This window comes from Campylobacter sp. IFREMER_LSEM_CL292, assembly GCF_025771615.1.
GTDB lineage: Bacteria > Campylobacterota > Campylobacteria > Campylobacterales > Campylobacteraceae > Campylobacter_D > Campylobacter_D lari_D.
The window spans coordinates 65588-79777 of sequence record NZ_JAKMQP010000004.1 but is presented as its reverse complement, the minus strand read 5'-3'; the positions used below and the strand labels follow the sequence as shown (position 1 = coordinate 79777).

Here is a 14190-nt window from a genome sequence, read left to right as displayed (position 1 = left end):
AAATGAATCAAACAACAATAGCAAAAGAAGTTAAAGGTGTTGGTATAGGTTTGCACAAGGGTGAGCCTATTAGTATAAAATTAGAGCCATTGGAAGCTGGTAGTGGTATAGTGTTTTATAGAAGTGATTTGGGAATTTCTTATGAAGCAAAGCCTGAAAATGTCATCGATACACAAATGGCTACTGTAATAGGCGATCATAGGGGTTATGTTTCTACTATAGAACATTTAATGAGCGCAATTAATGCTTATGGTATTGATAATGTGCGTATAGTTTTAGACGCAAACGAAGCTCCTGTAATGGATGGTAGCAGTATAGGTTTTTGTATGATGCTTGAAGAAGCAGGTATAAAAGAGCTTGAAGCGGCAAAAAAAATTTTAGTGATTAAAAAAAGTGTAGAAGTAAAAGAAGGCAATAAATTTGTGCGTTTAAGTCCTACGGATATGCCTATTATAAACTATACAATCGAATTTGATAATCCTATTATAGGCAAACAAAATTATTGTTTTGAATTTAGCAAACAAAACTACATAGAGCAAATAGCAAGAGCAAGAACCTTTGGATTTTTAAAAGATGTTCAAGCTTTAAGAGCTATGAATTTAGGTCTTGGTGGAAGCCTAGAAAATGCTGTTGTGGTTGATGATAATCGTATTTTAAACCCTGAAGGTTTGCGCTTTAAGGATGAATTTGTGCGTCATAAAATTTTAGACGCTATTGGGGATTTAACCTTGCTTGGATGTAGAGTTTTTGGAGATTATACTTCTTATGCAGGTTCACACAAGCTTAATCATCTTTTAACTAAAGAACTTTTAAAAGATCCTAGTACCTATGAAGTGGTAAGCTTAGAAAAAAGCACACATAAGGTTTATGAAAAGGTTTTTGCATAAAAAAGGTTACTTTGCTTTTAAATGCCATAGCAAAACCTTTAATGCTTGGTATTTATGAAAATGATTTATTGTTAAATACTATTGAAAGTGATTTAAAAGTTAGCGAGGTTTTACCAAAAATATTGCAAGAATTACTTTCGCAATATGAGTTTGAAAAGCTTATTTATGTACATGGACCAGGTTCTTACATGGGTATAAAGATTTCTTATGTTTCTTTTGAGACATTAGCCATAGTCAAAAACATTCCTTTAAAAGCAATTAGTGCTTTTGAGTTAAATAACAACACTCCTATACCTGCAAACAAACATTTATGTTTTGTAAAAAAAGACAATGGTGAAATTATTTTAGAGAAGACACAAGCAGGAAGTTTTTTTATGCCTCAAAGTTTAAAAGGTTTAAATTTAAGCAAAGAAAGTACACCTTTTTATGTTTTAGATGCAATTAATTAAGGTAAAAAATGAAAATTTTAGTTCCTGCGACAAGTGCAAATTTAGGTCCTGGTTTTGATTGTTTGGGCTTGAGTTTAAAACATTTTAATCAAACCATAGTTGAAAAATCTAAATTTTTTAGTATTAACATACATGGAGAAGGTGAAAATAATATCTATCTTAAAAAAAATAATACTTTTGTTAATATTTTTTATGAAATTTATCAAAGACTTAGCGGTAAAAAAGATAATTTTCGTTTTGTTTTTCAAAATAATATCCCTTTAGCAAGAGGTATGGGAAGTTCTTCTGCTGTAATAATTGGAGCTATTGCTTGTGCTTATGAATTAAGCGGATTTAAAGCAGATAAAAATATCATTTTAAATGAAGCTTTAAAATATGAAAATCATCCAGATAACATAGCTCCAGCAGCTCTTGGAGGTTTTGTGTGTGCATTAAATCACAATCAAAAAGTCTTAGCTATAAAAAAAGAAGTAGATAAAGACTTACAAGCTGTTATAACTATACCAAATGTAGCGATGAATACTCAAAAATCAAGAACAGTTTTAGCTAAAAAAATTAATCTAGAAGATGCTGTTTTTAATCTTTGTCATGCTTCATTTTTAACAGCTTGTTTTTTAGAAAAAAAATATGACATGTTGAAATATGCAAGTTTAGACAAACTTCATCAAAATCAAAGAATGAAACTTTTACCTGAGCTTTTTGAAGTACAAAAATTAGCTTTAGATAATAATGCTCTCATGAGCACGCTTTCAGGCTCAGGTTCGAGTTTTTTCACTCTAGCCTATAAAGATGATGCTAAACAAATCAAAGAAAAAATCAAAAATAAATTTGCTAAATTTAGAGTTGAGCTTTTAGAATTTGATGATGAGGGCTTTAAAATTTGCTAAAAATTCCAAAAAAAAGATATAATTTTGAAAAACCATATACCCATTAGAATGTGCATTGTTTGCAAAGGTCGTTATGAAAAGCAAAGTTTGCATCAATTTCAAATAAAAAATTCTCAAATTATCACTAAAGTGGAATTTGGTAGGAGTTTATATATTTGTAATCCATGTTTTGAAAAAGATGAAAAAACATTGCAAAAGGCTTTTATGAGAGCTTGCAAAGGCAATTTTTATGGCAGTATAAATCAGCAGGATTTAAAGGAGATATTTTTTAATGACAGATGTAAAGATTAGCGAAATCGCTCAAGAGTTAGGATATACTAGTAAAGAAATTATAGAAAAAGCCAATGAAATAGGCTTGGAGGATATAAAATCCCCTAACAAAAAAGTATCTTCTGAAATCGCAGAAGCGATTTATCAATATGTGCAATCAGGTGAAATACTAGATGTGGTAAAAAAAGTGGCAAAGCCTAAAAAAGAAAGCGCGGCTAAAAAAACTACTACTAAAAAAGAAGAAAGCAAAAAAGAAGAGAAAAAAACTACTAAAAAAGAAACAAAAACTCCTGTTAAAACAACAAATGAAAAGAAAGAAGAAAGTAAAAAAGAAGAAAAGCAACCTGAAAATCCTATTAAAAATGAAGCATTAGAAGAAAAAAAAGAAGAAATTAAATTCGATGAAAAACTAGGCTCTAATTTAAATTTAGCTAAAAGAAGAGGTTTAGTTATCGTTAAAAAGAAAAAAGAAGAAAGCAAAGAAAACCAAACAAACAATGAAGAAAAATCTAATATACAAAATACTCAAGGCTTGAGCCTTAGTATGATTTTTTCAAATTCAGATGAGAATTTAAAAAGAAAGAAAAAAGAAAAGAAAAATCATCCTGCGACAAGTAAAAAAGAAAACACTACTAAAATGGATCTTTTAGGAGATAAAGACTTTGCTGATATTTCTTTAGAAGATGACGATATGGTAGTTTTACCTGATTTTAGTGTAAAAGAAAACAAACCAGCACAACCAGCAAACAAAAAACAACCAAATATTTTAAAGCAATCTTTAAATAACTCTATCAACCCATTTGGCGAGGGTGGTATACAAAGAAGAAGTCGTAAAAAACCACCTAAAAAGGTAGAGAAAAAAGAAAGTGAAGCTATAACAAGTGTAAGCATACCTAAAGAAATTCGTGTGTATGAATTTGCTGAAAAACTTGGTAAAAACACCGGAGAAGTTATCTCTAAACTTTTCATGCTTGGTATGATGACAACTAAAAATGACTTTTTAGATGAGGATGCTATAGAAATTCTTGCTGCTGAATTTGGAGTGGAGATTAATATCATTGATGAGGCTGATGAGTTTGATTATGTAAAAGATTATGATGAAAATCAAACAGAAGAAAATTTAAGCCAAAGAGCTCCGGTTATTACTATTATGGGGCATGTTGATCATGGTAAGACTTCTTTGCTTGATTATATAAGAAAATCACGCATTGCAAGTGGCGAAGCAGGTGGGATTACTCAGCATGTGGGCGCTTATATGGTGGAAAAAAATGGTAGAAAAATCACTTTTATCGATACTCCAGGCCATGAGGCATTTACTGCTATGCGTGCAAGGGGAGCTAGTATAACGGATATTGTTATTATCGTAGTAGCTGCAGATGATGGGGTAAAACCACAAACTAAAGAGGCGATCAATCATGCAAAAGCAGCTAATGTGCCTATCATCATTGCTATTAATAAAATGGATAAAGAAAACGCAAATCCTGACATGGTAAAAACCCAACTAGCAGAAATGGACATCATGCCAGTAGAATGGGGCGGAAGCCATGAATTTGTGCCAGTTTCAGCTAAAAAAGGTGATGGTATAGAGGATTTACTTGAAATTGTATTATTACAAGCTGATATTTTAGAGCTTAAAGCAAATCCAAAAGCCCATGCTAAAGCAAGTATTATAGAATCTTCAGTGCAAAAAGGTAGAGGTCCTGTGGCTACTATCATCGTGCAAAATGGTACTTTAAGAGTAGGAAATACAGTCGTAGCAGGGGAAGCTTATGGTAAAGTGCGTGCTATGAGTGATGATCAAGGCAAAGCTTTAAAAGAAATAGGTCCAGGTGAGTGCGGGGTGATCATAGGTCTTAGTGAAGTAGCCGATGCAGGAGAAACTCTAATAGCTGTAGATAGTGATAAGCAAGCAAGAGAATATGCTAATAAACGCCATGAATACAACCGCCAAAAAGAACTAAGCAAATCCACTAAAGTAAGCATAGATGAGCTTGGTGCAAAAATCAAAGAAGGCAATTTAAAAGCCCTTCCTGTGATTTTAAAAGCAGATGTGCAAGGTTCGCTTGAAGCGATTAAGGCTAGTTTAGAAAAACTTAAAAACGATGAGATCAAGGTTAATATCATCCATAGTGGGGTAGGTGGGATTACTCAAAGTGATATAGAGCTTGCAAGTGCGAGTGAAAATTCTATTGTTTTAGGTTTTAATATACGCCCAACTGGTGAGATCAAAGAACGCGCTAAAGATAAAGGCGTAGAGATAAAAACTTATAATGTTATTTATAACTTGCTTGATGATGTAAAAGCCTTACTAGGTGGTATGATGAGTCCTATCATCTCTGAAGAACAACTTGGTCAAGCTGAAATTCGCCAAGTGATCAATGTACCAAAATTAGGCCAAATCGCAGGTTGTATGGTGACAGAAGGCACGATCAATCGTGGTGCGAAAATCAGGCTTATTAGAGATGGGGTTGTGGTATTTGAAGGTAATGTAAGCTCGCTCAAACGCTTTAAAGATGATGTAAGAGAAGTTGCAAAAGGCTATGAATGCGGTGTAGGCATAGAAGGTTGTAATGATATGAGAGTGGGGGATTATATAGAAAGTTATAAAGAAGTTGAGGAACAAGTAAGCCTATGAACCCAGCCGAAATCAAAAAGCTACGCACAGAAAGCATTTTAAAAGAACTTATACCAGAAGCTTTAGCAAATTTAGACAACGAAGCTTTAAAAAATTTGTGCGTAGTAGATGTGGAGTGTAAAAAAGGCAGATATGATGCTTTTGTGTATCTAGATAAAATGTTTTTTAATACCCAAGAGCAAGAAATCATACTCAATCAACTCAAAAAAGCCGCCCGTGCTTTGCAAAATTATTGCATGAGTGAGCAAGGGTGGTATAGATGTCCGAATTTTCACTTTAAATTTGATGATAGATTAGAGTATCAAAACCATATGGATGCTTTATTTGAAAAAATCAAAAAGGAACAAAATGAATCTTGAAGCACTTTGTAAAGAAGCAGGGCTTAGCTTTTATGATGATGAGCTAGTAAGTGAAAATGGTAGAAAGATTTATAGAATTTATGTGCAAAAAGAAGGTGGAGTAAATCTTGATGATTGTGCTAAGCTTAGTGAGATTTTATCACCTATTTTTGATGTAGAGCCACCTGTGGGTGGGGAGTATTTTTTAGAAGTATCAAGCTGTGGGCTTGAAAGAAAACTTAGTAAAATCGAGCATTTTGCAAAAAGCATTAACGAACTTGTAAAAATCACAACTAGTGAAAAAGAAAAAATCGAAGCAAAAATCATCGCCATAGATGATGAAAATATCATTTTAGAAAATTTAGAAACTCAAGAAAAAACTACTATAAATTTTAGCGACATAAGAAAAGCTAAAACCTTCATACAATGGTAAAAATTTAGAATTCTAAATTTTTACTTATTTTTTATATAATTAAATTTAAATACAAAAACAAAAAGGCGTATAATGCTTGAAAATAAATATGATTATAATATAAGCAAAAAAGATAAAAATGGCAATGTGTATTATCATTTTCCAAAAGATGAAGATGAATTTAAAGAAGCAGTTGTAAAAAATGGCGGCATGAGTGTATATGTTTATCAAGATGATAAATTAATAGATGAATTTCATACAAAAAGTCAAGGTTATAAATGGACTTCGCCTGTTTTTAATTATTTAAAAACTATGCATAAAGATAGTGAATATTTTTATAGATATTATAAAAATTGTAAATTTTTTGCGGTTGTGGATTAGGAAGGTTTTATCATGATTGAATTTTCTAATGAGGAAAGAGAAAAATTTAAAGATTATTTGATTAATTTTTTTAACAATGCATATGGTGGTAATAAATTCTCTCGAAAAGATGAAGAGGATAATTTTAATTTTTTAAAAAAATATAGCTATTTTGTCAAATTGAGTTATGGAAGAGGAATCGTATCTAAAATTCCTTGGATTATATTTGTAAGAATGGATACACAAGAATATAAAGCATCTTATGGTGTTTATGTGTATTGTGGCATAAAGCGAGAAAATGGAGAAATTGTAGTTTATATCGGAGAGAGCGAGGATATAATAATTAATTATATTGCAAAAGATAAAGTTGATGAATATAATACAAAATTTAATAATGTGGTTTTTCACTATTCAAATTTAAATAATGATATTGATGTGATTGTTGATAAACTTATAGAAAATATGCACTGGTTTAAAAGGCTACCATTAAATGAAATTCAAGATAGAAATGCTTTATCTATAAGTAATAATAAAGAAATAAGAAATAATGAAAATGAAATATCAAATAAAAAAGAAAATCAAAATCCACCTTTAAATCAAATTCTTTATGGACCTCCAGGGACAGGAAAAACTTATCATACGATAGATAAAGCTTTGGAGATATTGGGTGAAAATTTAGCAAATAAAGATAGAGATGAGAAAAAAGAAAAATTTGATGAGTATGTAAAAAACGGGCAAATAGTTTTTACCACCTTTCATCAAAGCTACGGATATGAAGAATTTGTAGAAGGTATAAAACCTATAATAAATAACGATGAAAATTCTCAAGAATTAAAATATGAGATAAAAAATGGTGTTTTTAAAGAATTGTGTGATAAATCTTTGAAAAACTATATTTCATCAATACAAAATGAGAATGAAACTGACTTAGATAAATTAATTTTTGAATTTGCTAATTATATTAATCAAAATTTTCTAGACAAAGGAAATGAATTTCCTTTAGAAAATAAAGTTAATGTTAAAAAAATCCTTTTAAATTCCAAAGATGAATATCGTTCTTTTTTGTTGGGTGGTTCAATTAAAAGTCCTCAAAGATTGACTATTGATGTTATAAAAAGAGATTATTTAGATTTTATAAATGGAAGAATTTTATCTTTTAAAGATATTAAGCCAAAATATGACAGCCAAAGTGATTACCATGGTAATGCGACTTATTATTTTATGTTTTATAAAAAATTAAAAGAATTTGAAAGTTTGCAAAATGAAAAATTTAAAATAAAAAAAGATAACTTAAAACCTTATATAATAATCATAGATGAGATTAATCGTGGTAATGTAAGTAAGATTTTTGGTGAGCTTATCACTTTAATAGAACCTAGCAAAAGAATAGATGAAAGCGAGGGATTAAAAGTTACTTTGCCTTATAGCGGTGAAAAATTTGGAGTGCCTAAGAATGTTTATATCATAGGCACTATGAATACAGCTGATAGAAGTATAACTTCACTTGATACAGCTTTGCGAAGACGCTTTGAATTTATCGAGATGATACCTAAACCTAATGTTTTGTCAGATAATTGCGAAGGTGTTAATTTGCAAGAATTATTAAAAGCTATTAATACTCGCATAGAATACTTGCTAGATAGAGAAAAGACTATAGGACATGCATTTTTTATAGGCATTGAGAATTTAGAGAAATTAAAAAATGTTTTTCAAAATAAAATCATCCCGCTACTGCAAGAGTATTTTTATAATGATTATGCTTTGATTGACGCAGTTTTAAATAAAAATGGTATGTTGGAAAATGTTATTGTTGAAAATAAAGACTATTTAAAAAATATGACAGAATTTATAGAAAGTGATAAGGTTATTTATAAGTTTAGTGATAGTCAAAAATGGGATGAAGCTACTTTTAAAAAAATATATGAATAATGAAAACAATTAACACTTTTTCTATCATCGAATATCAAGCTTTTTCTAAAGAAGATTTAAAAGAAATTTTCAAAGAAAAGACTGAAATATTTTATAAAGAGCTAGAAGACTTTGCAAAAAATAATGAAAGTCTTCTAGGCTTTAAAAACAAAAATACCTTAAAAGCTAAAAATTATGTCGGCATTATACAGACTAAAAGCGGTGTTTTGGAGATCTTTCCAAAATGCACAAATTTGGATAGCTATAAAAAAGAAGATAAATCCTCAAATTATGATAAAGAAAAATTAAAAAAATACTACGAATTAGAAAATATCTCTAAAAATGATGATTCTAGTGAAGAAGATCTTAAAAATGATCCTAGAAATCTTTTAATCAACATGCTAAAAACCTTAAAGAATTCTCCCTTTAAAAAGTCTGAAATTTCATCTTTGCAAATTGCTAAAATGCCTTTGTTTGAAGTGTTTATCACGATGTTTTTAGATGAATTTGATAGTGTGCATAAAAAAGGTTTGATGAGATCTTATGTAAGTAGCGAAGAAAACAGAGCTTTCTTAAAAGGAAAATTACTATTCAATGAGCATATAGAATCAAATTTAATACACAAAGAAAGATTTTTCACAAGTAGCGATGAGTTTGTTTTAGACATAGCTCCAAATCGCTTGATAAAATCAACGCTAAATTTTTTAAAATCAAAAACTTTTATAAATAAATTTAGAATTATAAAAGCCATACAAATGCTTGATGAGGTAGAATTTTCTACAAATTACGAAAAAGATTTTAGTTTTGAAATTTCAAGACATTTTGATTATTATGAAAATATACTTTCTTGGTGTAAGATATTTTTGCAAAATCAAAGCTTTGCTCCATATAAAGGTAAAAACGAAGCCTTTGCTTTACTTTTTCCTATGGAAAAACTTTTTGAAAACTATGTGGCTTATATGTTTAAACTTGCTAATCCTAGTGAAAATATAAAAACCCAAAGTAGTGGAAAGTATTTAATTTCAAAAAATGATGAAAAGTGTTTTATGTTAAAGCCTGATTTATATATAGAAAATAAAATGATCCTAGATACCAAATGGAAAATTCCAGATGATAACGAAGATGAGAAAAAACATGGTATATCGCAAAGCGATTTATATCAAATGTTTGCTTATGCAAATAAATACGAGATAAAGGAAATTTATCTTATTTATCCTCTATGTGAGAGAACTTTTAACTTAAGAGAGAAATTAAAAACTAAAGATATTAAGTTTTTAGCACAAGGTTTTTTAAAAGCTTGCGATGAACATGTAAAGCTTAAGGTATTTTTTGCACCTTTACCTTTTTAGGAAGTAATATGAATCACGAATTTTATATGAATTTAGCCATAGGTGAAGCTTGGAAATATCAGCTTTTAACCTACCCAAATCCAGCCGTAGGTTGTGTGATCTTAGATAAAAATGGTAAAATTTTAAGCATAGAAGCACACAAAGAAGCAGGTAAGGCTCATGCAGAGCTTGAAGCAGTGAGTAAAGCCTTAAAAGCACTTAATCCAAATTTAGATTTACCACAAAATGCAAATGATTTGCATGAGTTTATTTGTCAAAATCATCAAAGCTTGCTAAAAGGCGCTAGTGCTTATGTGAGTTTAGAACCTTGCAATCATCATGGCAAAACTCCACCTTGCGCAAAGCTTTTTAGCACGCTTGGTTTTAGTGAAGTTTTTATTGCTACTAAAGATGAGCATAAGCTCGCAAGCGGTGGAGCAGAGTTTTTAAAAAATCAAGGCATAAAAGTTCACATGGGAATTTGCAAGCAAAGAGCCAAAGAGCTTTTAAAGCCTTTTTTAAAATGGCAAAAATCAAGTTTTAAAATTTTTAAACTAGCTCTTTCTTTAAATGGCTCTGCTTATGGTAAAATCGTAAGTTCTAAAGCAAGTAGAACCTATGCTCACACATTACGCTCAAAGCTTGATTTGCTTGTAGTAGGTGGAGAAACTATAAGACATGATAGGCCTATTTTAGATGCAAGGCTAGCTCAAGCTAAAGCGCCAAATTTATGCATACTAAGCCGTCAAAATTTAGAAAGTTTTGATCCAAACATTCCTTTATTTAGCGTAGCTGAAAGAGAAATTTTTACAAACATTCCTAGTGAAGCAAAGCTCATCATGTATGAGGGCGGGGAGAATTTTTTAAAAGCTTTTAAAGATGAGTTAGATATGCTTTTGATTTTTTCAAGCTCGAATTTAAATACCTTTGAAAATGTTAAGTTAGATTTAAAGCTAAAGCCTTTATATAAAGGCTTTTTAGAAAATGATACTTATGGATTTTATGAGATTATTAAATCTTAGTAGATTTTTTGTGAGCTTATTTGTGTGAAAAATTGCACTAAAGTGTTAGCAAAAAAGCTAGCGCTTTGCTCTTCTAATCGTTTTAAAAACTTATCTATAGTATCTTCTTTTTGCCAGATAGGGTTTTGCACTTTGGCTAGTTTTTCTAACTCTTTTTTGGCTTGCTCGTAATTGCCTATTTTATCAATGAGTTTTAATTTTAAAGCCTCATTTGCTAAAAACACTTTCGCATCAGCCCATGAGCTTGTTTGATTTAAGTCTAGCTTGCGATTTTTAGCGACAAATTGCGTGAAAAGCTCATAGCTTTGATTGGCTAAATTTTGCAAAAAGTCTTTTTCTTCTGTGCTCCATTTACGCATGAAAGTTCCTGTTTCTTTATAGCTTCCTGCTTTGATGGTTTGCTCATTTATACCAAGTTTTTGTGCAAGCTCACTTACTTCAAAACCTTGCATAATTACCCCAATAGATCCTACAAAGCTAGCAGGATTAGCGATGATCATATCAGCTCCCACCGCGCTTAGGTAGCTTCCGCTTGCTATAGTTCCACCTGCATAGACTACCACAGGTTTTTTAGCTTTAAGATCTTGTATAGCTAAAGCTATTTCCATGCTTGGTGCAAAAGCTCCACCAGGGCTATCTATAAAAAGCAAAACCCCTTTTATAGCTTTATCATCTTTGACTTTGTAAATTTGTTCTAAAAGATTGCTTGCATCGCTAATTTCACCTTTAAGATTAATTTGAGTTAGGTTTGCATTAGAAAGTTTAGCATTATCCCTGCTTGGAGTAAGGATTAAAAACACGATAAATAAAAACACAAAGGTTTTAAAATAAGTGTTGATATAAGAAATGGTTTTTCCAATTCCTTTAAAAAATGATTTTATAATCTGCATTCTTTTCCTTCTATAAAAAGTTTTAACACTTCTTTGCTTTGTAAGATAAATTGCAAAGGAAGTTGTTTTAAATTTGCACTATTTGGTAAAGCAAAAAGACTAAAATCAGCTATTTTGCCTTTTTGAATTTGACCTAGGTTTAAATTTAAGGCTTTTGCGGCTTTATTTGTTGCCATTAAAAGTAACATTTTAGCAAAATTTTCTAACTCAAAATCATCATGTATAAGTAAATTTACTCTCATTTCATCAAGCATACTTAAAGAAGTATTTGAACTTAAACCATCAGTTCCTAGGTGGATATTAATACCATTTTTTAAAGCAGATTTTAATTTAAAAGTATTTTTACTCAAAAGTCTGTTTGAAAAAGCACAATGTGTGATCGAGTGTAAATTTTTATCTAGCAAATCCCATTCTTTAAAATATACACAATGTGTAAATAAAGTCCTTTGGTCTTTAAAAAGCTCTAAAAAGCTTTGTGGGGTGTAAAATGGCATAGGATTTTTGCTAAATTTAGCCAAGCTCTTTTTAAAACCACCTTTTTTAAACCTTAGCCAGTTGTTTTCATGATTACTTTCAAGAAAATGTGTGCTTAGTAAATGATCATTTTCTCTAGCAAGTTTTATAGCAAATTTAGCAAGCTCTGGGTGGGTTGAGTAGGGTGCATGCACTGAAATAGCAGGGATAAATTTAGAAGTTTTAAAACGCATGCTTTTTTCATAGCGAGTTAAAAATTCCTCTTTTTTTGCTTGGATAAAATTTTCACTTGAACCTAAAATTTCATTAAAAAATATCACTCTAGCTTGTGAATTTACACAAGGGTTTAAATCGCCCCCAAAGCTTGAAATTTCTCCTATAGTAGCAGTGCCACTTTTTAGCATTTTATGAATATTTTGTGAGATTAATTTTTCTTTGGCTTTTTCGTTTAATTGCTCGCGGTTATTAAAAACGCTATCAAGCCATTTTAAAAAGTCTCCAAAGGCTAAATTTCCATTATTTGCACTAAATTCTAAATGCGTGTGCGGGTTGATAAAAGCAGGTAAAAGTAAGGTATCTTTTGGAGTTGGTATAAGCTTAGCTTGTGGGTAGGATTTTTGTAAATTTTCTAAGCTATCAATTTCTAAAATATTATCATCAAAAAGAACTGCTTTGTTTTCTAAAATATTAAAATCATCATCGCAAGTTAAGATGATTTTGGGTGCTATTATAAACATTTTCCATCCTTTAAAAAGGTAAATTGTAGCTAAAATTTAGCTTTAAAGTGTTATAATATAGTAAATTTTACTAAATAAAGGTTAGATTATGAAAGTTATGGTGATACAAGGACCAAACATTAATATGCTTGGTGTAAGAGAAACTCACATTTATGGTAATATGAAAATGGAAGATATCCACGAGCAAATGAAACAAGCCGCAAAACAAGCTAATGTGGAGATTGAGTTTTTTCAAAGTAATTTTGAAGGTGAGCTAGTTGATAAAATTCAAGAATGCTTAGGCAGTGTAGATGGAGTGATTATTAATGCAGCTGCTTATACACACACTTCTATAGCAATCCGTGATGCGATTGCGGCGATTAATATGCCTGTGATTGAAGTGCATATTAGCAATACTTACAGAAGAGAAGAATTCAGACAAAAAAGCATGATAGCACCAGTTTGTGCAGGTAGCGTGGTAGGTTTTGGTCCTTTTGGTTATCATATGGCTCTAATGGGACTTTTCCAAATTTTTGATCAAATCAATGCATATAAAGCAGCTCAAGCAAAAGCACAACAAGCAAATTAATGAATTTTATCTTAAAAAACGAAAATGCACTTTTTTATGAGTGTGGCTATTCTTGCGATAATGCTTTGTTTTTAAAACTTGAAGATAAAGCTTTTTTCATTACTGATGCAAGATATAGCTTTGAAGCTAGTGAAATGATAAAAAATGCTAAGGTAGTTTTAGCACAAGATCTTTTTGCTAGTGCTAGAGAGCTTTTAGAAAAAGCAGGGATTGATAGAATATGTTTTGACCCAAAAGACTTTAGTTATTTTGAATTTAAAGAACTTAGTAAAAGTGTTAATATCGTTTTTGAAGAAAAATTAGACTTAAGTAAAAATAAACGCATTATAAAAAATGCCAAGGAATTACAACTTTTGCAAAAGGCTGTAAATTTTGGTAAAGAATGCTTTGAAGAATTTGCTAAATTTATCAGTCAAGAAGGCCATGGAAAAAGCGAAAAAGAATTACATTTTAAAGCATGTGAAATTTTTCAAAAAAAAGGTGCTTTAGGGCTTTCTTTTTCACCTATTGTAGCTATTAATGAAAATGCGGCTAAAGCACATGCTTTACCTAGTGATAAATGTTTAGAATATGGAGATTTGTTATTAGTTGATGCAGGTGTGGTTTATCAAAGGTATTGTTCTGATCGCACAAGAACGGCTTGTTTTGATGAGAGTGGCATAGTGTTTGATAAAAATAAGCCAAATTTTAAAGACAAAGAAATTATGCAAATTTATGAAGTGGTTAAGCAAGCCCAACTTCAAGCTATAGAAAAAGCACGCGTTGGTATGAGATCAAGTGAGCTTGATTTTATCGCAAGAGAAGTGATTAAAAATGCAGGTTTTGAAAAAGAATTTATTCATAGTTTAGGACATGGAGTGGGGCTTGATATACATGAGTTACCAAACATTAGTCCAAGAAGTGATTATGAGTTAAAAGAGGGTATGGTATTTACCATTGAACCTGGAATTTATATCAAAGATAAACTTGGCATTAGGATAGAAGATATGGTTTATCTTGATAAAGAAAAGGCAGTGGTGTTATAA

The 14190-nt window shown here is 30.6% G+C and carries 15 protein-coding genes; 13 read left to right on the top strand and 2 right to left on the bottom strand.

The annotated features are described in order from the left end of the window. Positions 1-2 precede the first annotated feature (2 nt). The 11 genes from lpxC (at position 3) to ribD (ending at position 10496) form a co-directional block, all read left to right on the top strand. A complete protein-coding gene (lpxC, locus tag L8T82_RS03785; protein ID WP_263725904.1) occupies positions 3-887 on the top strand; it encodes a UDP-3-O-acyl-N-acetylglucosamine deacetylase in 885 nt (294 codons plus the stop codon). A 41-nt stretch (positions 888-928) separates the two neighbouring features. Then, on the top strand, positions 929-1336 hold the full coding sequence (locus L8T82_RS03780; RefSeq protein ID WP_263659737.1) for a tRNA threonylcarbamoyladenosine biosynthesis protein TsaB: 408 nt from the start codon (positions 929-931) through the stop codon (positions 1334-1336). Positions 1337-1344: 8 nt separating this feature from the next. Further along, positions 1345-2223 (top strand): homoserine kinase, encoded by an 879-nt coding sequence (thrB, locus tag L8T82_RS03775; protein ID WP_263659729.1) that lies wholly within the window; start codon positions 1345-1347, stop codon positions 2221-2223. Positions 2224-2247: 24 nt separating this feature from the next. Further along, the gene (locus tag L8T82_RS03770; protein WP_133319640.1) at positions 2248-2514 is read left to right on the top strand and encodes a DUF448 domain-containing protein; all 267 of its coding nucleotides are present in this window, start codon (positions 2248-2250) and stop codon (positions 2512-2514) included. Further along, on the top strand, positions 2495-5128 hold the full coding sequence (infB, locus tag L8T82_RS03765) for a translation initiation factor IF-2 (protein ID WP_263725903.1): 2634 nt from the start codon (positions 2495-2497) through the stop codon (positions 5126-5128). The genes L8T82_RS03770 and infB overlap by 20 nt, the downstream gene beginning before the upstream one ends. Beyond that, positions 5125-5487 carry a 30S ribosome-binding factor RbfA gene (gene rbfA / locus L8T82_RS03760; RefSeq protein WP_039617407.1) on the top strand — a complete coding sequence of 121 codons (363 nt, stop codon included), beginning with the start codon at positions 5125-5127 and terminating at the stop codon, positions 5485-5487. Before infB ends, rbfA begins: the two co-directional genes overlap by 4 nt. Then, the gene (rimP, locus tag L8T82_RS03755; RefSeq protein WP_263725902.1) at positions 5477-5899 is read left to right on the top strand and encodes a ribosome maturation factor RimP; all 423 of its coding nucleotides are present in this window, start codon (positions 5477-5479) and stop codon (positions 5897-5899) included. Before rbfA ends, rimP begins: the two co-directional genes overlap by 11 nt. Positions 5900-5971: 72 nt before the next feature. Then, a complete protein-coding gene (locus L8T82_RS03750; protein ID WP_263725901.1) occupies positions 5972-6259 on the top strand; it encodes a hypothetical protein in 288 nt (95 codons plus the stop codon). 12 nt (positions 6260-6271) lie between these two features. After that, on the top strand, positions 6272-8167 hold the full coding sequence (locus L8T82_RS03745; protein WP_263725900.1) for an McrB family protein: 1896 nt from the start codon (positions 6272-6274) through the stop codon (positions 8165-8167). Further along, positions 8167-9495 carry an McrC family protein gene (locus L8T82_RS03740; protein ID WP_263725899.1) on the top strand — a complete coding sequence of 443 codons (1329 nt, stop codon included), beginning with the start codon at positions 8167-8169 and terminating at the stop codon, positions 9493-9495. The genes L8T82_RS03745 and L8T82_RS03740 overlap by 1 nt, the downstream gene beginning before the upstream one ends. Positions 9496-9503: 8 nt before the next feature. Continuing rightward, a complete protein-coding gene (gene ribD, locus L8T82_RS03735; RefSeq protein WP_263725898.1) occupies positions 9504-10496 on the top strand; it encodes a bifunctional diaminohydroxyphosphoribosylaminopyrimidine deaminase/5-amino-6-(5-phosphoribosylamino)uracil reductase RibD in 993 nt (330 codons plus the stop codon). Here ribD and sppA read toward each other — a convergent pair. After that, positions 10493-11386 carry a signal peptide peptidase SppA gene (gene sppA / locus L8T82_RS03730; protein ID WP_263725897.1) on the bottom strand — a complete coding sequence of 298 codons (894 nt, stop codon included), beginning with the start codon at positions 11384-11386 and terminating at the stop codon, positions 10493-10495. The genes ribD and sppA overlap by 4 nt on opposite strands. Further along, positions 11374-12597, bottom strand: a complete 1224-nt coding sequence (locus L8T82_RS03725; protein WP_263725896.1) for a metal-dependent hydrolase — start codon at positions 12595-12597, stop codon at positions 11374-11376. The genes sppA and L8T82_RS03725 overlap by 13 nt, the downstream gene beginning before the upstream one ends. Before the next feature lie 88 nt (positions 12598-12685). On the opposite strand from L8T82_RS03725, the gene aroQ reads away from it, so the two are divergent. Both aroQ and L8T82_RS03715 read left to right on the top strand, forming a co-directional pair. After that, the gene (aroQ, locus tag L8T82_RS03720) at positions 12686-13165 is read left to right on the top strand and encodes a type II 3-dehydroquinate dehydratase (protein WP_263725894.1); all 480 of its coding nucleotides are present in this window, start codon (positions 12686-12688) and stop codon (positions 13163-13165) included. Then, a complete protein-coding gene (locus L8T82_RS03715) occupies positions 13165-14190 on the top strand; it encodes a M24 family metallopeptidase (protein ID WP_263725893.1) in 1026 nt (341 codons plus the stop codon). Before aroQ ends, L8T82_RS03715 begins: the two co-directional genes overlap by 1 nt.

Bases quoted from the DNA above. Each gene is read 5' to 3' on its own strand.
- L8T82_RS03725 (WP_263725896.1), bottom strand. From the start codon at position 12,597: ATGTTTATAATAGCACCCAAAATCATCTTAACTTGCGATGATGATTTT.
- L8T82_RS03750 (WP_263725901.1), top strand. From the start codon at position 5,972: ATGCTTGAAAATAAATATGATTATAATATAAGCAAAAAAGATAAAAAT.
- ribD (WP_263725898.1), top strand. From the start codon at position 9,504: ATGAATCACGAATTTTATATGAATTTAGCCATAGGTGAAGCTTGGAAA.
- sppA (WP_263725897.1), bottom strand. From the start codon at position 11,386: ATGCAGATTATAAAATCATTTTTTAAAGGAATTGGAAAAACCATTTCT.
- lpxC (WP_263725904.1), top strand. From the start codon at position 3: ATGAATCAAACAACAATAGCAAAAGAAGTTAAAGGTGTTGGTATAGGT.
- L8T82_RS03780 (WP_263659737.1), top strand. From the start codon at position 929: ATGCTTGGTATTTATGAAAATGATTTATTGTTAAATACTATTGAAAGT.
- infB (WP_263725903.1), top strand. From the start codon at position 2,495: ATGACAGATGTAAAGATTAGCGAAATCGCTCAAGAGTTAGGATATACT.
- L8T82_RS03745 (WP_263725900.1), top strand. From the start codon at position 6,272: ATGATTGAATTTTCTAATGAGGAAAGAGAAAAATTTAAAGATTATTTG.
- rbfA (WP_039617407.1), top strand. From the start codon at position 5,125: ATGAACCCAGCCGAAATCAAAAAGCTACGCACAGAAAGCATTTTAAAA.
- aroQ (WP_263725894.1), top strand. From the start codon at position 12,686: ATGAAAGTTATGGTGATACAAGGACCAAACATTAATATGCTTGGTGTA.
- rimP (WP_263725902.1), top strand. From the start codon at position 5,477: ATGAATCTTGAAGCACTTTGTAAAGAAGCAGGGCTTAGCTTTTATGAT.
- thrB (WP_263659729.1), top strand. From the start codon at position 1,345: ATGAAAATTTTAGTTCCTGCGACAAGTGCAAATTTAGGTCCTGGTTTT.
- L8T82_RS03715 (WP_263725893.1), top strand. From the start codon at position 13,165: ATGAATTTTATCTTAAAAAACGAAAATGCACTTTTTTATGAGTGTGGC.
- L8T82_RS03740 (WP_263725899.1), top strand. From the start codon at position 8,167: ATGAAAACAATTAACACTTTTTCTATCATCGAATATCAAGCTTTTTCT.